The organism is Roseibacillus persicicus (genome assembly GCF_014651675.1).
Classification (GTDB): domain Bacteria; phylum Verrucomicrobiota; class Verrucomicrobiia; order Verrucomicrobiales; family Akkermansiaceae; genus Roseibacillus; species Roseibacillus persicicus.
Genome location: NZ_BMXI01000013.1, coordinates 171,485 through 186,721, shown reverse-complemented (window position 1 = coordinate 186,721; position 15,237 = coordinate 171,485). Strand labels below are relative to the sequence as shown.

Here is a 15,237-nt window from a genome sequence, read left to right as displayed (position 1 = left end):
TGACAAAAACAGCCGATAGGCTCGCGCCATGACCGACGAAGAAATCAATGTCAAGCTGGCAAGCCTCCCCGAGCCGGAGTTCCTCAATCCCGATTGGCCGGACTACGCCGCGCTTGGATTTGGCGATGAGGACGTGGAACACCTTCTCGACCTGACCGCCGACTTCTATCTCAACTTCGAACAAAGCGACGAAGAATCAGCCGCCTCCATCCACGCCTGGCGCGCCCTGGCCCTGCGGGGCGACCTCGAGCTGCTGCCGGAGTTTCTTTCCCTTTTGATGGAGACAGATGACATTGAGGATGACTGGTTCGTGGAGGATTTCCCCCGTCTGGTCAGCTACATGGGAATGCCAGCCTTGCCGAATCTGCTGGACGCCCTCGAGCTCCATTCGGACTACCAATGTGTCACCAGCGGAATTCTGGAAGCGCTCCCCAAATTGAGCCAAGACCCCGCGGAACAAAAGGTAATCAAAGAAGCGCTCGCGAATCTGCTTACCAATGAAGACATCAGCCGCGAGGGCAAAGGCATGGCCGTGAATGGTCTCATTGAGATGAACGACAAGGATCATCACGAACAAATCAAAGAGGCCTACCAAACGAACAAGGTCGACCTCACCATCGCGGGCGATCTGGAGGAGGTCGAAATCAGCCTCGGCATCCGAACAAAGCGAAGCAACCCAAAGCCAAATTTTTTCGCGCTGGAAACCAAACTGGCGGTGCAGGAACGTCGGGATACTCTGGGAGAATTCCCAGCAGACGCTTCTGCCGAAAGCCAGATGCAGTACTTCCTCTCCCTTTACGAGCAGGACTCTTCAATCAACCGAATCGACACGCTGGATGGCTTTCTCCTTTCGGCTTCTCTTTGCCGGATTCCTCTTTCCAAAGTCGCACATTTCGTCTGGGACTTGTCGGGGGAAGCCCGGGACATTGCCCGACTCTTTGAGACCAAAAAGGAATTCGAAAAGTGGCACTCCCTCCTACGCACCCTTTACTCCCGCACGGAAGAAAGTCTCCGCGAGGGCGAGTATCAGCCGACCCTGTTAGTCTGGCCCGATGCGGACGAATCCTTGGACCCCGAGACCCCCTTCCTCACCCCATGGGTCGAGGGATTCATGCAGGGAGAAATGACCTTCAACGAGAACCCCACAAAGGAGGAGCTCTTCGAAATCGCCCGCTTGACCGAGACTGTCTTTGAAGTCGAAGGCGAAGGCACCCGCCTCTTGGAAGACGCGGAAGACAACCCCATGTATCAATTCATGGGCTACATCGTCAAACGCCACGCCGAAGACCGCTTCAGCAAGGAGTCTCCCGGCAAAGCAGGAAAAGGCAAAATCGATCGCAACGCCCCCTGCCCCTGTGGAAGCGGGCAGAAGTATAAGAAGTGCTGTCTGAACTGATCAAAGACCGCTCAGCGGATTTCCTTCTTGGTCAGGCTCCTCGCCCTCGGCCACTTCATCAGCTGAAGCCGCCCCCCGTTGCCCCCGGGCACGGGGTGGCCCAATCGTGGTATCGCGTCGTGTTTGCCGCTCGCTTTCGCAGTTGATTTCCGCCCCTAACAACACGACGAAGGCAGTGAGAAAGAACCACAGCAACAGGGAAACTACCGCTGCAAAGCTGCCATAGGTTTTCCCCATGGTGTCGTATTGGTCGACGTAGTAGGAAAAGGCCGCCGAACCCAGAAGCCAAAAGATCATCCCGAAGATCGACCCCGGGCTAATCCACTGCCAACGCGGGGTCGCCCGATTGGGAGCCCAGCGATACAGACAGGCAAAAATGAAGACGATGAGCAGCGCCAGAAGCGGCCAGCGCCCCCAGGTCAGGAGCGCCTTTATCGATCCCGAAAACTCGTAGTAGTTCAAAACCGCAGGCACCCCTGCGACCAGACTTAGCAAAACGATACCAGCCAAAAAGGCTCCCAAAGTGATCACTAGCGTGAGCGCGGTTTGGGCCAGATACTTGCGCGACTCTTTCTCGCCATAAGCAATATTCAGTCCCCGCACCAGAGCCCGGGTCCCCTTGTTGGCCGACCAGATACTGAGCAAAACCGTAATTACCAAACCCCATCCCAAAGACCGGTCGGACTTGGAGGCCACATTTTGCGCGATCTCGGAGATAACTTCCTGGCTCTGGGTGGGGAGCAGGCGACCCAACTCTTCCACCTGCGCCTCCGCCCCTGCCGGAGTCACGAACAAGCCATAGATCGAAATGGTGGCGGCCAGAATTGGGAAGACAGAGAGAAAGAAATAGAAGGCAATCCCCGCCGACATCAGTTGGAGCGCATCATTGGTGATCTCCTTCTGCACCCGCCGGATAATTTCCCACCAACCTTTCCAAGGAATCGCAAAGGGATGGCGCGCGTTTCGACCACGGGCTTGCCTCTCCTTCAGTTCTTTATTGCGACTCATTTCGCAAACTTAGGAAGCAATTGGCAATCCGCAAGTGATAGAAGTCGCCAATGGAAAGAGAAAAGAAATCGGTTTTTCAGTTTTAAGCTCAATGAGTTGGTCGGGAATGATGAGAACCGCCGTTTCATCGTAACAAAGAAGCCAATTACGCGGCGGTCCTCATCCCACATCCCAAAGAGTGTCAAAAAACCGTCGATACACTAAGACAAAACCGCTCCAGGCTGCAAACCTTCCTCGTTGAACGGTAGAATTCCTTTTTGACTGGCAAATTCTACGCGAAAAACGGTTCTTTTCAGAAGATTTAGTTCACCCAAAACACAGAACCTCAGCGCAATGGAGCAGCTGTTCACATTTCTCATTGGAGTCGACTGGGCCCAAAATCAGAGAAAATCACCTCACCATTCTCGTCAATCAGGTCCGTGACATGGCGACCGGAAAGCCCGGAGCCTTCGCTGATATCCCACCCCAAGGAAACCCGTTGCTCGCTCGAGCCTCCCAGTCCCTCGGCCGCAAGAAGTAAGGAAACGGAATAGGGCGTCGAGCTCATGAGCCCCTCCTCCACGACGAAATCTCCAGTGAGAAATGCGGGAAAGTCCGGGTCCAAGAACAATTCGAAGTCACCCGACAAGCCGGTCGAGTCGAAATGATAGTGAAGAAATCCGAGAGCCTCACCCTCCACTGAAAGCGTCCGATTGGCAAAGCTTGTTACCCCCAAATCCGACGCCCCCGCAGGATACTCTACCAGCGCCAGGCGAAAGAACTCTCTTTCAGCGAGAGCTTCAACTGGGGCCAATGCCAAGCCCAAGTCATCTTTCAAAATCGCTCGACGCCAACGAGGGTGCCACTCTAACAAATCGAGACTACTCGATCCCCAAAGCACTGAGTTTTTTGGCTGGGTAAAACCAAAATCAAATTCTCCCGCCGCAGTAACCCTGACAGAAGGAACTGCAGACGCAACGGCTGGCAAGAGGGCCTTCTGTTCCATAATCATAGCCCATTCCGCGCTCGTCGAAGTCACCTCCACCGAATGAACTGTCGTCGCTCCAGCGGAAGAGCTCAGAATCCGATCGACCACATCACGACCACCTCCAGACTGGACATGCCCCAAGACGGTATGGCTCTCATCTCGCTCTGTTAGATTATCGTTCCCGGTTAAATAGACCCTTCCGCCATTCGTATTGGGTCCACTGTTAGATAGCGCCAGCGTGTAGGGACTATGCGTCGCCTGTGGAGAAAGTTGGTCAGGAAAAACATAACCTAAATCCGAGTCGCCTGAAGCGTCGCTGCCTCCGACTACAAAAAACGAAACATCATCATTTGGCCCAAACTCGGTGACCACTCGACTCTCGTAATAACCTCCCTTTATCACCCTCCCAGACTCCGTATCCAGCCACTGCAACTGGTCTTCTGCCAACAATACAAAATGGGATACTGCCAGCGGAGCGGAATCAAGGAAGAGCTGAACGGTGAAGGTCCCCTCGGACGTCTCAAACTCCGCCTCCAAGGCCAGAACTTGCGAGAAGCCCAGCAGAAAAACCAAAGACCCAGTCCAGAGCCCAATCCGTTCTGACAAAATTTGAATACTCATCTTTCTGCACACCGTTTCCGTCACTCGGAAGAACCTGCGGTGAAGTAATTACTCCGCAAAATATTGTAATCCACAATATTCACCCCTCCGCTGCCATCAATATCTGCCCCTGAATCAGTTGTGAAGTAGCTATCCCGAAGAAGTGTGAAATCTTGCAGGCTAATCACATTATCTCCATTCAAGTCCCCCCCTCTCAATTGATTGGTGCCAGTGAAAGAAACAGTGCCATCCCCTCCCGAATCGAATGAACAGCTCAAGCGATGTCTCAAAGTCCATGCCGTCTTCGCTGACACGTGAGCTGTCCCCAACGGGACCGCTACCAACGATGCCATCCCGATCTGATTGCTGAACTCCATCGGAATTGTTCGCCTTTCCAGAACAACCTCAGAGGAGTCTGTAAACACAAACTCCACGGCACGATTCAATCCGCCCGCTATCCACTCTTGCCCCTGAACTTCAACCGCTAGAATCTGTCTGGCGACTTCAATGGTTCCCAACAGCAGACTCGCTTCATTCCCTGAACGATCGCTCACCCGCGCCACCACATTATAGAGCCCATCTTCGGTCGAAGCATCGATAGGCAGCTCAAAGGAAAAGTGGGTATAGAGTTCACCAGAAAACGTCACCTCCGTAGTCTCTACGAGAATCATCGGAAGCATGGAATCGCCTTCCAACCGCACAGAAGCCGTATCCAGATTCAGACCCGACAACTCGTCAAAAGCAGCAAAGGACACATCCAAGGTCCCCGCGCGGGTATAGACACCATCAATCGAAACATCCACGGGACCTTCTCCCAAGTCCTGAGTGACCGGCCATGGTTCCAGCGTCATCTGAGGCACCGTGCCATCGATGGTCAGAACCGATGAATTTTGGGTAAAAGGCTCGTTCAAATATTCGGCATCATCTGCCACCCACGCTGTTAGACGAGTGTCAATCAGAGGCATATCATTTGCCGGATCTTTTTCCCGAAAAAAGGCAACCGTTCGTCCCTCGGACATTGCCGCAACCAGATCAATCTCTCCAATGCGATTGTCTGTAAGACTCCCTTCCGGACTCTCATGATTAAATCCGAATCCGACCGCAGTATCCACTTTCCCAAAAACTGAAAGCGGCTGGTCATCGAAATAGAGCTCGTTGTCCCAGGGAGATGTCGGCCGGAACTCTGGCTGGGATAGATAGCCAGTGTGGTACGCCAAGAGAGCTTCCATTGCTTGAATCCTTTCAGTGAAGCCTCCCGATTCAATCGCAATGCAAACAGGGTCGCCCGGCTGCACATACAAGTTGCCATCGGCATCCAATGTCCGACCGTCCAGACCGGTCTCCAGCCAATTGAGGACGAGCCGGTTTCGAGTTTCGGCATCAGATTCCACATTCCCCCAGGACTCCGATTCAGTGACCACCACAGTGCCGGGGAAGACATTCAAATCGTCAACTCCATCATGGAACACATTGTGGAAGATCCGCGCCCCATCAACTGGCCCCAATACCGTCACTCCACTACCTCGAAAGTGGTTGTCAGCCACCAGAACATCGTTCGCTACGATAAAGAGATTCCCGTTCTCAACCCGGCATCTTCTCATCCTCAACGTAGCTCCGATATTTACACTGAGGTTAAAATCGCCCTCACCCAACAAGCTACACCCATCAAGGTCCAAACTACCAGTCACCGAGAGATTCACCCCATCCGCAATGTGGAAGTCGGAAACCAAGGCCAAGGTACTTCCACTGAAATCAGTATCATCCAGAATTTCGATCGAACCGAGACTGTGCGTGACCTCGAAGGTTCCCGCAATGACATGCGACCCTCCATCAGGCAGACCGAGAGTCAACTGCCCACCAACAACCCGAAGCACCGAATTGGGTTCCATCACCAGGTGCGCCAACTCCAATTCGCCGCCCTCAACAGAGTAGGTCACAGATTCACTCACCACGAGGTTCGATACCGAAACCCTCTCTCCCTCTCCGATAATTTCGTCAGCCGATACCCCATGAACCAAAGACTCCAATTCCCAGTCGGAATACCACGGACTTCGAATGGCTGGCCCCTCTATGCGATTGCCTCCTACAACCGGCGGAAACTGCCAGTTACTTGCCCAGTAATTGGATGATAGGTCCACCTCATCGAGACCAAGATTTCTCACCGCAATCTGATTCCCAACAAATCGATTTCTTGAAATCGTGGCCCCAGTCGCGGACGCAGAAAGAACCAGGCCGGTCGCAGTCTGCGCGCTAAAAAGGTTCTCTGTTAGAATCGCAGAATCAGCGGACCGGAGGACGACTCCATTGAGATTTTGCCCAAAGAAACAACCGTTCACCAGGCCCCGGTTGGCGCCATCCGCAAACCGTGCCGCGCAACTATCGGGCCCGGCGGTAGGCTGAGTGCCCACTCGCCCAAAGACCAGATTTCTCAAAGAGACATCTTCAGCCTCCACCTGGATTGCTACGAACTGATCGCTATAGTCGGCCCCGTTCTCAAAGGCTATCCCTTCAATCTGGGACCCCGCTGCACTTGCTGGAATCAGAATCCCTCCGCGCACAATGGCCTCAGGGTTTCGAAGAGCAATTCCAGTTTCTGCGGAGACGGCAACATTGGGACCCTGAATGGTTATCGCTTTTTCCAGAGTCACGGACTCCTCGTAAATCCCCGCAGTCAGAAGAATGACATCACCAGAATCAGCCGCTGCTACAGCGGAAGAAATGGAAGGATAAGTTTCTGCCGAGCCCACGGTTAAAGTCTCCGCACTACTAACAGAAGTCGATAAGGGAAAGAGAAAGAGTAGGAATTTGAGAAAGCGCATTGGTTCAGAGGACCTAGTGATTGAAAACATGCAAAAAGGCGAATCGCGACCAAGGAGGACAGCGCTTTCGCAGCGCCATCCCCCTGCCGAATCGCATCAAATCATCCCGGCAACAGAAACCGGAAGATGATGAACTGTTGTGAAAATCTAACGACGCCGACGCAGGAATCCCATCAGACCTACCGCAAAAAAGGCCATCGTGCCTGGCTCTGGAATCGGTGCCGCGGAGATGGTATAGATGTTCACCTCCTCAATCACACTCCCTTGTCCTGTCGGAGCCTGCAGAGTCAGTGTGGCGATATCAGGCGAGAAGTCACTGAAGCTCGCCTGCCAAACCGTTCGCTCCCACGTGCTCAGAGTTTCCACTGCCACTTGCTCACGATCAACGATGCTGGTGATTGGGGTCGCTCCCTCCAAAAAGAAGAGCGGCTCGGTCGCGATTCCGGCAACACTGAACCAGATGAACTCAACGAAGATATTCAGTTCCTGAGAGCTCAGTCCGACACGCGATCCGAGTGGCACGGAAATGGACAGGTATCCATCAACCCCTTCCTCGCCTTGACCCATATCCCAGGCGCCGGAATCCGGAGTGCGTGCGGCATCAATCGTGTTCGGCCTTTGCCATCCCGCTCCAAAGACGGGATCATCGACGACCGCAAGGGAAGGCGTTCCATTTTCATTTCGAAATTCCTCCGGTGGAGCCGTCTTGTTGTCGGTGGTGAAGGTGTAGTGGGTTTCCGTGGTGAACGGATCATTCTCCCACGTCGGGGTCAGCGCTAAAGCACCGTGGGACAAAGTCGTTAAAGTGACTCCAAGCACGGTGAAAAGACTCATGGTAGATATTATTCTCATTATTCTAAAGATGGGAGAGCCCCCCGAAAACGGCCGACATCATGAGCAAAACAAGCAGCACAACATCGGCCGAGTGGGGGGCTTGGACCTGATTAACGAGCTTCGCCAGCGGTGAAGAAGTTCGCTTTCAGGAGATTGTAATCATTGAGAATGACCCCACCACTACCAGTGATATCGGCCTCTGCAGCAGACGGGTCAAGGGACTGGTAGTTGTTTCTCAACCGAGCGTAATCGCGGGTATTGATGACGTTGTCGCCAGTCAAGTCGCCCCCGGGAAGAGCACGTCCTCCGTTGAAACTGGTCGAAGCCCATCCGACTCCATCCGCAATCACCGCATTGTTTCGGCGAAGGTTCCAAGCAGTCTTGGCGCTCAAGTTCGTCAGGTCTGCGGGTACGTTTTCCAAGCTTACTGAGCCAAGATGAGTCACCCCGTCGAACACCACGGTTTTCGTCCAGCTGACTTGGGAACCATGAACATCGGTTGCCACGAATTCAATCTCGCGAGACGCACCAACGAATCCTTCGAGTTCAATTTCAACCGCGATTTCATTCGCAATCACGAACTCACCCAGGTCAGTTAGATTCGAAACATTGCCAGAGCGATCTGCCACCGTTGCTTCAATGGTGTAAGTCCCCGTAGGCGTGGTGACAGGCACCTCCAACTCGACGGTATAGGTGACAACCCCGTTTCCATCATCAGACGCGTTCACCGAGTAGGAGCTCAAAACGTCCGTGCCACTGGTCGCGGTGAGACTGAAGTCATTGTCCAAATCAGTCGTGTCCAGGCCAGCCAAGCCCAAGTCTTCAGCCGTGAAGATGATGACCACGTCACTGCCATTTCGGAAGACCACATCAGAGGTATCCAGAACGTCAACAGCACTAGCTGCCGAAGCCTGAAGCTGGGATGCTTGTGCAGAAAGCGGGTCGATCACAGGAGCCTGGGAATCAATCACGAGACGTCCGGAGTTTATCGTGAACGGAGCCACGAACTCTTCGTCACCATCGACGTAGCGGGTGTCCTTCAAGAACACTCCATCATCACCATAATCTCCTGCTCCACGCGCAGTCTGAACTCGGAAGAAACCAAATGTCGCACCTTCCGCCACGGCCTCGAAGGTCAAGGTCGAGAGATCAAGAGGGCCCGTGATTGAACTCGGTCCACTCGTGAATTCGAGGGAAACCGCACTATCGAAAAGTCCGATCGTTTCCAAGGGATCTTCGACCGTCAGCAGAGCCAACTCCTCGAATTGCGCATCATGGGTCACACTCTGATAGTCGAGCTTCGTCGAATTGAATCCAAGGAGCGCTTCCACCCCGACTAGGCCAGTGGGAACGTTGAGCGCATCGACTTCTCCAACATGAGCCGCCAGCTCAACGGAATCGTTCACTTGGACGAAGAGGTTGCCATCACTATCCAAAGTTCGGTTCGGCCCCGATGCATCTTTAAAGTTCAAAGAGAACTCATTCTCGACATTCGCAATGTCAGTTACATTCGACCAGCCATCGACATCATCGAAGGCTCCGGTCGCAGGCGTGGCGTCCACGATTGAGGTATTGTTCAACACATTGTGATAGACGTGAATTGCCAAGTCGCCAAAGGCCGCGCCGATATCGGTATCGATTTCACAGTCGGTAAAGACGGAGTCGAACAACCGGGAATTCCCATTGGCCGGCACTGCCGAAGCCAAGGTGTCGATGTCGATATTGGCATCGGTCACCAGGCTACGAGCCATCGTCAAACGTCCGTTTGCAGCGACATTGAAGTCAAAGGAGCTGCCGGGCGACTGGGAGTCCAGCACGCAGCCGTCCAGAATAAACTCACCCCCTCCATTGACCGTAATGGCAGCACCAGGAGCGACGTGTATATCAGTCACCAGAGCTAAGACCTGAGCAACGCTGAAGGTTGTATTTCCATTGATATCCAGAGAGCCAAAGCTCTCGAAAATGGTGAAGGTGCCGCTGATGGAGCTGCCTTCTCCCATCCCGAGACTTCCTCCGTTGACTACCAGTTCGGAACCTTCACTGATCTGAAGATCGCCATCGACCTCGAGACTCCCGCCTTCACCAATTTCCACCGTTTCACCAGTAGGGATGAAGTAGTTGTCGGCGACGACTTCCTCCTCAATGGGGGCCTCGGTATTCGCGGCAGTCACGAGAACTGTGCGCGCCGCATCCGCATACCAGCTTTCATAGTCTCCCGTGCCTGCGAGTAGGTTATTGGGACTGAATGGACCACTGGTTGCAACAGAGGTTCCTCCCCAATAGTTGAGGGAAACTTCAAGGATAGAGGTTGCCGAATTTTTCACCCCGGCAGTCGCGAAAGTGCCCGAGAAACTATTCTCTCTGACCACACTCGCTGCAGCGGTATCGAATGAACCTCCGCCGACTAACAATCCGAGATCCGCCGTGCCGGTGAAGTCATTGTCCTCGACGGTGAAATCCTCTCCCGTGAGGCGCAACAAAGGAGCACCAGGCAAGTCGCCGGTATTTCCGCCGAAGGTGTTCCCTGTAAATTCACCACTTTTAGCGGTGATCTGAACACATCCCTGGCTGTTGTTCGAATCGCCCGTCACACCAGTCACGATATTGTTGGTGAACGTGATGTTCTGATGGCTTGGAACGGCAGTGTTTCCCCCCATGTAGACCAAGACGCGGGGCCAATTGGGCTCGACAAACTGACCTCCTCCTCCGGGGCCACCTGTGCCGGGCGCATTGAAGGTCTGCCCATCAATCACATTGCTGTCGATTGTGATGTTGGTATTGACCCGATTGTATTCAGTCAAAATGGCTCCATCTCCATTTGCCGTTATGGTATTCCCTAAAATGGAAATGTCAGAGTGGTCGCCCTGAACATAAATCGCGGCTTTCTCTAACCCTGGAGTTCCATCAATTCCCACGATCTCGAGTCCCTGAATCGTGATGCCACTGACACCCGGTTCGATCTCGATTGTGCCGAGCGCACTCGTAGCAGCGGTGACCTCAAGCCTTGGCTTGTCGATTCCCGCAGACTTCAACGTCAACCCGTCCTTGGTGAGGAAAACAGGGCCCTCGTAGGTTCCCGCAAACACTTCAATATCATCGCCTGCTGAAGCTGCATCCACCGCCGTTTGAATGGACATCCCTTCACCGACGAGCAAATCACCGGTAATCTCCGAAACAACGAAGGAGTCATCGTTGCTGTATTTCGCATTGTGCGCCACCCCAAGAGCAATGGCATCGCCTTCGGAACCATCGTCAAAGACCAGCATCGAGTCCGAGCCCGGATTGTAATCATTGTGAATACGGTGAGTGGCATTGAGGACAGCGACATTGCTATTGGAAATGCCGTCCTCGTCCTCGACGTAGAAGGTTTCCGCAACGCTATTGGCCGCGAAGTCGAAGCTCACATCGTTGCTTCCCCGATTCAGATAGGACGCCTTGGAGACGTATATGGCAATTCCTCCCCAAGCATTCCCCTCGGTCGTGCAGCCGGTAATATCCACTCCGTCACAACCGGTTATAGAGATCCCATTCCCCCAAACATTGTCCTTGGCAGTCAAATTGCTAAGCGTCACCCCATCATAGCCGTGGATATCGAAAGAAGTGCGGTAGCCTCCCTCGATCGTAATGTCGGACAAGTTCAGGTTCTGATAAGGCAGATCGTTGACTCCATCGAAGCTCGCATGAATCGCATAGCTGCCAGCCGTTGGAACTCCCGACCCATCCTTGGTAGTTGGAGGAATCAGGGTGAATCCGCTCAAACTCACGTTGTCCGCATCAATAGCAATTCCGTAGCCTGTGTTGTCAGAAGCATCGATTATCACCTGGTCCTCGTCTGACCCAACGATGGAAAGGGATTTATCTATGCTGAGGGTCCCTGACAATTTGTAGGTTCCGCCCGACAAGGTGATTGTATCCCCCGCCGACGAAGCGCTAACGGCATCCTCAATCGTTGCGTAAGTAGTCGCAGTCGTCGTATTGATCACTTCCGGGTATGCGTAGGACAAATCATCCCAGTAGGAGTCATAGCCCTCGTCACGATGCTGATCCACCCCCAAGGAGCTATCATTAAAGTTATACGACTGGACAATTAGATTCGTAAACTCAACTGTTCCAGTATCCGGAATTGTCGCGACCACCTCATTATCGAATTCAATGATGAGGTCGTTGCCGTCAATTGACATATCAAACCGGTTCCAGTCATCCGACTTGGCGGTAGACCCGGTATCCGCCCAAGCGTCCCCGTCCCAATAGCGAACTTTGGCCGTCCCATCGACATTGGCAATCCCGAGTATGGGGTAGAATGAAATGGCACCCTCCGCATTCAACGCTGTTCCCCAGACACTTGTGCTACGCCGGGCATTGGGATCAGCCCAGCTTGCAGGGGAATAAACTTTTGCGCCAAACGCCCACGTTCCTGCGGGCAAGTCGATTTTTCGCCCTTGGTAATTGTAGTATGAACTCGCATATCCTGTCCGCTCGTCAGCCCCATCTTCCGCCGCGACGGTCACTCTCAAAACGTTCTCGTCATTAAAATTATCTGCTCCAAAAAAACTGGCTGCATATCGGTCCGGATACCATTTCCCCGCCTCCGGAGACTCCGAAAGTAACACCGGTTCATCAAAAGTGAGCACGGTATTATATGTGATCTCGGAGTGTGCAAATCCCCCGAGACCGACGCAAAAGGCTCCAATGAGCGGCATTGCAGTTCGGCTTAATTTAATTGTTTTTTTCATGACATCGATTGCTTGAATCCCAGCCTTCGCTTGAAGACCGGGCGATCCGACAAGGGTTTCCACCTTGCAGACTACGTTCTCCAGCAACCGATTAGAAAAAACAACCGACTTCCGACGAGCGGCATTTCTCTTTTGCAAACGGTATAAAAATCATGAATTTCGGTAATGAAACATTACTGAATCCATTAATGAAAATACGTTTCCTTCATTCAAAGGAACTCAGAAAGAGGCATCTTTTACTAAGGAAAAAACAATCAATCAAAGCCTCTCTAGAACCGAAACTTCTGTCGCATTGCTTGCGCTTGTCGGCGGGAGAACTTGATGGATTGACCATTCGGAAGTCTACCCACCAGCAATCCTCCCTTCTCCTTTTTAATTGAATCCAGACAGTCCAACCTCACGATTTGTGAACGATTGGCGCGGACAAAAAGACTTTCCGACAAGAGGGGAGAAACCTCTTTCAGAGAACGAGTCAGAGTCAATTCCCGCCCGGACTCAGTATGAATAGTGACATAGCTTCCTGAGGCCTCAACCAGAGTGATTTCTCTCACATTAACCGGCCAACATTGACTTTGATCGCTAAATAAAACCACCTCTGAACTCTGACCCGAGCGAACTCGCTCACTCAGACGCACTATGCATCGACGAAGCCGCTCGTTGTCGAATGGCTTCAGAAGGTAATCAACGACATCGTAATCAAATGCCTCGCTCCCGAAGTTTTCATACCCAGTCACAAGAACTACAGGTATCTTCATAGCATGTAACTCCGGAAGATAAGTGATACCGTGACCACCAGGCATTTCGAGGTCCAAAAAGACCGCGTCGATCCCTTCAGCATCAAGAACAGGACGAGAGGTCAAAATGCTATCAGCTTCAAAACAAGTGACCGAGGGGAGCAGAGCTTGCACCTGAGCAACCAGGCCTTCTCTCGCAATCCGTTCATCATCAACGATAAGTAGATTCATGGAGTGGGGGGAATTCTGAGGATACACAATACTTTCTCATTGGGAATCTCTTCTATCGAAAAAGTTGCTCTCGCTCCATAGAGAAGCTCAAGGCGTTGACGGGCACCACTTAAACCAACTCCCTGATTATGAGCCGATTCCAATCGACCACTGTTAACTAGTTCCATGGTCACAATGTCGAGTTTGTCATCACCTGTTAGACTCAACTGAATCTCTCCTCCCTGCACCCGTTTCGCTATCCCATGAGTAAGAGCATTCTCGACAAAATTGAGAATCATCATGGATGGAACAACGAAATAGGCCGGGAGGTTGGTGAGTTTGATATCATACTTCAGACGCCCTTCGAAGCGCATGGAGGCGATTTCCAAAAGAGCTTTGATGTGCTTCAACTCGGAATTGAAGGGGATGACTTTTTTTCCAACATCATTCAAGGTCATCCTGAGAAGCTGGGCTAATGTGATCACCGCCTTTTCGGCTTTCACTGGATCCGTATGGACGAGCATTCGAATCATATTCAGAGAGTTAAAGAGAAAATGGGGATTCAATTGTGAGGTCAGCCCCCTGAGCTTCTCATTCTGATATTCAACCGTCAGCAGGGCTTCTTTCATCTGGTCCTTGATTGCGACATTGCGAATCAGACCAATGATTTCCTCAGGCTCACCGTCCCGATTGCGCGAGACCACCCGTCCGACAGACTCCCAGATGACATCCTTGGAATCGAGGGTATTGCTCGATACCCGGCAATTCCAAGTCGTCTCCATTTCCGCCAGAGAATCCCCTCTTTTCAGACACGACAGCCGGTAGATGTCCAGAGGTCCTCCACCAGCAATATTGGGTCCCCGCAGCTCGTCAAAGCGCAGGCCGAACTGCCTGCTCCAATGCCATGGAATCACTTCAGCGGCTTCCAACAGCAATGCGTTCTGTCGCACCCTCTGCCGATATAGAGAGGAGCCGTAGTTCACCCCGGTGATCGTGATGACGATGAAGAGATTGTAAAATGCGAGTTCGATGTGCGCGGGAGAAATCCCAGCCTCGCTTCCAAACGGGCCCTTCGCCATCCCGGAAAGAAAGAAGGACAGGAGACACCAGAACAACAGGAAGAAGGAAACCTGTGAACGTGTCACAAAGAGCGCCCCCATGACGAAAAAGGCGAATGGGATGAAAACCGCAATACGCGGAGAAGATATGTTGGGAAATGCCCCACTGAAAAACGCGAGCATCAGGATCTGGCTCCAGATACACACTCCCAACCCGAGAGCGGAGGTGGTAAAATCGGTTAAACGAAGCGTCCGCGCCTTGATCAACTCAATCCCAACCGGACCGATGGTCACCACTCCCAGATAATGAGAGATAAAGATCAGGGTCCAGATTTTATAGAAACTCTCCCAATTTTGCCCCATCACTGGAACCACTCCTGCGAAGAACCAAGTCGTGTTGATGCAAAAGGCGGCTATGGCGGCAAAAGGAATGAGGACCAGGGCTTGTGGCACGAATTCCGCAAGAATATCGCCCTGAGCACGAATGTGTTCCCTTAAGAATCGCTCGCGAAACCATCGCTCCGTTTTGTCCAAAAGAAATGATGAGACCGGGTAGTAGAAGGGAACGAAGAATAAGTAAGGGAGCTCGAATGGGTTGAAGCGCAACCAGAGACTGGCATACCCCAGAATACTTGGCACCCAAGCTCGACTGCCTGCCAGCCGGAAGGCAAGGAACACCACCCCCGCTGGGGCCCAGATCGGGGCAATAGTCCAAAAGCCCTGGTCGAAAAGAATGAACGAAATCTCGCAACTGAGAGAGACCGACACCGCTATGACCGCAAACAAAATCAATGAATGCGCTGCAGTCTTGGGTCTAAACTTCTCCCCCCAATCTATCGGACTGGAATCCTGATTCTGCTCTAATTTTGCTTCCAATG

At 52.5% G+C, this 15,237-nt stretch carries 9 protein-coding genes; 2 read left to right on the top strand and 7 right to left on the bottom strand.

The window, feature by feature from the left end; genetic code table 11:
- Window positions 1-28 precede the first annotated feature (28 nt).
- Window positions 29-1,396: an SEC-C metal-binding domain-containing protein gene (locus tag IE099_RS15240; RefSeq protein ID WP_189571606.1), complete on the top strand. Its 1,368-nt coding sequence runs from the start codon at window positions 29-31 to the stop codon at window positions 1,394-1,396.
- Here IE099_RS15240 and IE099_RS15235 read toward each other — a convergent pair whose 3' ends face one another.
- The 4 genes from IE099_RS15235 to IE099_RS15220 all read right to left on the bottom strand — a co-directional run bounded on the left by IE099_RS15235 (window position 1,397) and on the right by IE099_RS15220 (window position 7,624).
- Entirely contained in the window at window positions 1,397-2,404 is a 1,008-nt protein-coding gene (locus tag IE099_RS15235) for a YihY/virulence factor BrkB family protein (RefSeq protein ID WP_189571604.1), read from the bottom strand. It lies immediately after the preceding gene.
- Between the two features lie 355 nt (window positions 2,405-2,759).
- Window positions 2,760-3,992 carry a peptidylprolyl isomerase gene (locus IE099_RS15230; RefSeq protein ID WP_189571602.1) on the bottom strand — a complete coding sequence of 411 codons (1,233 nt, stop codon included), beginning with the start codon at window positions 3,990-3,992 and terminating at the stop codon, window positions 2,760-2,762.
- 20 nt (window positions 3,993-4,012) lie between these two features.
- Window positions 4,013-6,790, bottom strand: coding sequence for a NosD domain-containing protein (locus IE099_RS15225; protein ID WP_189571599.1), 2,778 nt, complete (start codon window positions 6,788-6,790; stop codon window positions 4,013-4,015).
- A gap of 147 nt (window positions 6,791-6,937) precedes the next feature.
- On the bottom strand, window positions 6,938-7,624 hold the full coding sequence (locus IE099_RS15220; protein WP_189571596.1) for a PEP-CTERM sorting domain-containing protein: 687 nt from the start codon (window positions 7,622-7,624) through the stop codon (window positions 6,938-6,940).
- Between IE099_RS15220 and IE099_RS21030 the strand changes: the two genes are divergently transcribed.
- The gene (locus tag IE099_RS21030) at window positions 7,623-7,757 is read left to right on the top strand and encodes a hypothetical protein (RefSeq protein ID WP_268244927.1); all 135 of its coding nucleotides are present in this window, start codon (window positions 7,623-7,625) and stop codon (window positions 7,755-7,757) included. The genes IE099_RS15220 and IE099_RS21030 overlap by 2 nt on opposite strands.
- On the opposite strand, the gene IE099_RS15215 is transcribed toward IE099_RS21030, so the two are convergent.
- From IE099_RS15215 to IE099_RS15205, 3 genes are all read right to left on the bottom strand, one after another.
- Entirely contained in the window at window positions 7,735-12,324 is a 4,590-nt protein-coding gene (locus IE099_RS15215) for a right-handed parallel beta-helix repeat-containing protein (protein ID WP_229809540.1), read from the bottom strand. The two genes, IE099_RS21030 and IE099_RS15215, sit on opposite strands and share 23 nt — an antisense overlap.
- A gap of 302 nt (window positions 12,325-12,626) precedes the next feature.
- Window positions 12,627-13,322: a LytR/AlgR family response regulator transcription factor gene (locus tag IE099_RS15210; RefSeq protein ID WP_189571590.1), complete on the bottom strand. Its 696-nt coding sequence runs from the start codon at window positions 13,320-13,322 to the stop codon at window positions 12,627-12,629.
- A complete protein-coding gene (locus tag IE099_RS15205; protein ID WP_189571587.1) occupies window positions 13,319-15,235 on the bottom strand; it encodes a histidine kinase in 1,917 nt (638 codons plus the stop codon). Before IE099_RS15205 ends, IE099_RS15210 begins: the two co-directional genes overlap by 4 nt.
- Window positions 15,236-15,237: the final 2 nt, after the last annotated feature.

Coding starts and splice junctions, on each gene's coding strand:
- IE099_RS21030 (WP_268244927.1), top strand. CDS start 7,623: ATGGTAGATATTATTCTCATTATTCTAAAGATGGGAGAGCCCCCCGAA.
- IE099_RS15220 (WP_189571596.1), bottom strand. CDS start 7,624: ATGAGTCTTTTCACCGTGCTTGGAGTCACTTTAACGACTTTGTCCCAC.
- IE099_RS15240 (WP_189571606.1), top strand. CDS start 29: ATGACCGACGAAGAAATCAATGTCAAGCTGGCAAGCCTCCCCGAGCCG.
- IE099_RS15210 (WP_189571590.1), bottom strand. CDS start 13,322: ATGAATCTACTTATCGTTGATGATGAACGGATTGCGAGAGAAGGCCTG.
- IE099_RS15235 (WP_189571604.1), bottom strand. CDS start 2,404: ATGAGTCGCAATAAAGAACTGAAGGAGAGGCAAGCCCGTGGTCGAAAC.
- IE099_RS15230 (WP_189571602.1), bottom strand. CDS start 3,992: ATGAGTATTCAAATTTTGTCAGAACGGATTGGGCTCTGGACTGGGTCT.
- IE099_RS15225 (WP_189571599.1), bottom strand. CDS start 6,790: ATGCGCTTTCTCAAATTCCTACTCTTTCTCTTTCCCTTATCGACTTCT.
- IE099_RS15215 (WP_229809540.1), bottom strand. CDS start 12,324: ATGCCGCTCATTGGAGCCTTTTGCGTCGGTCTCGGGGGATTTGCACAC.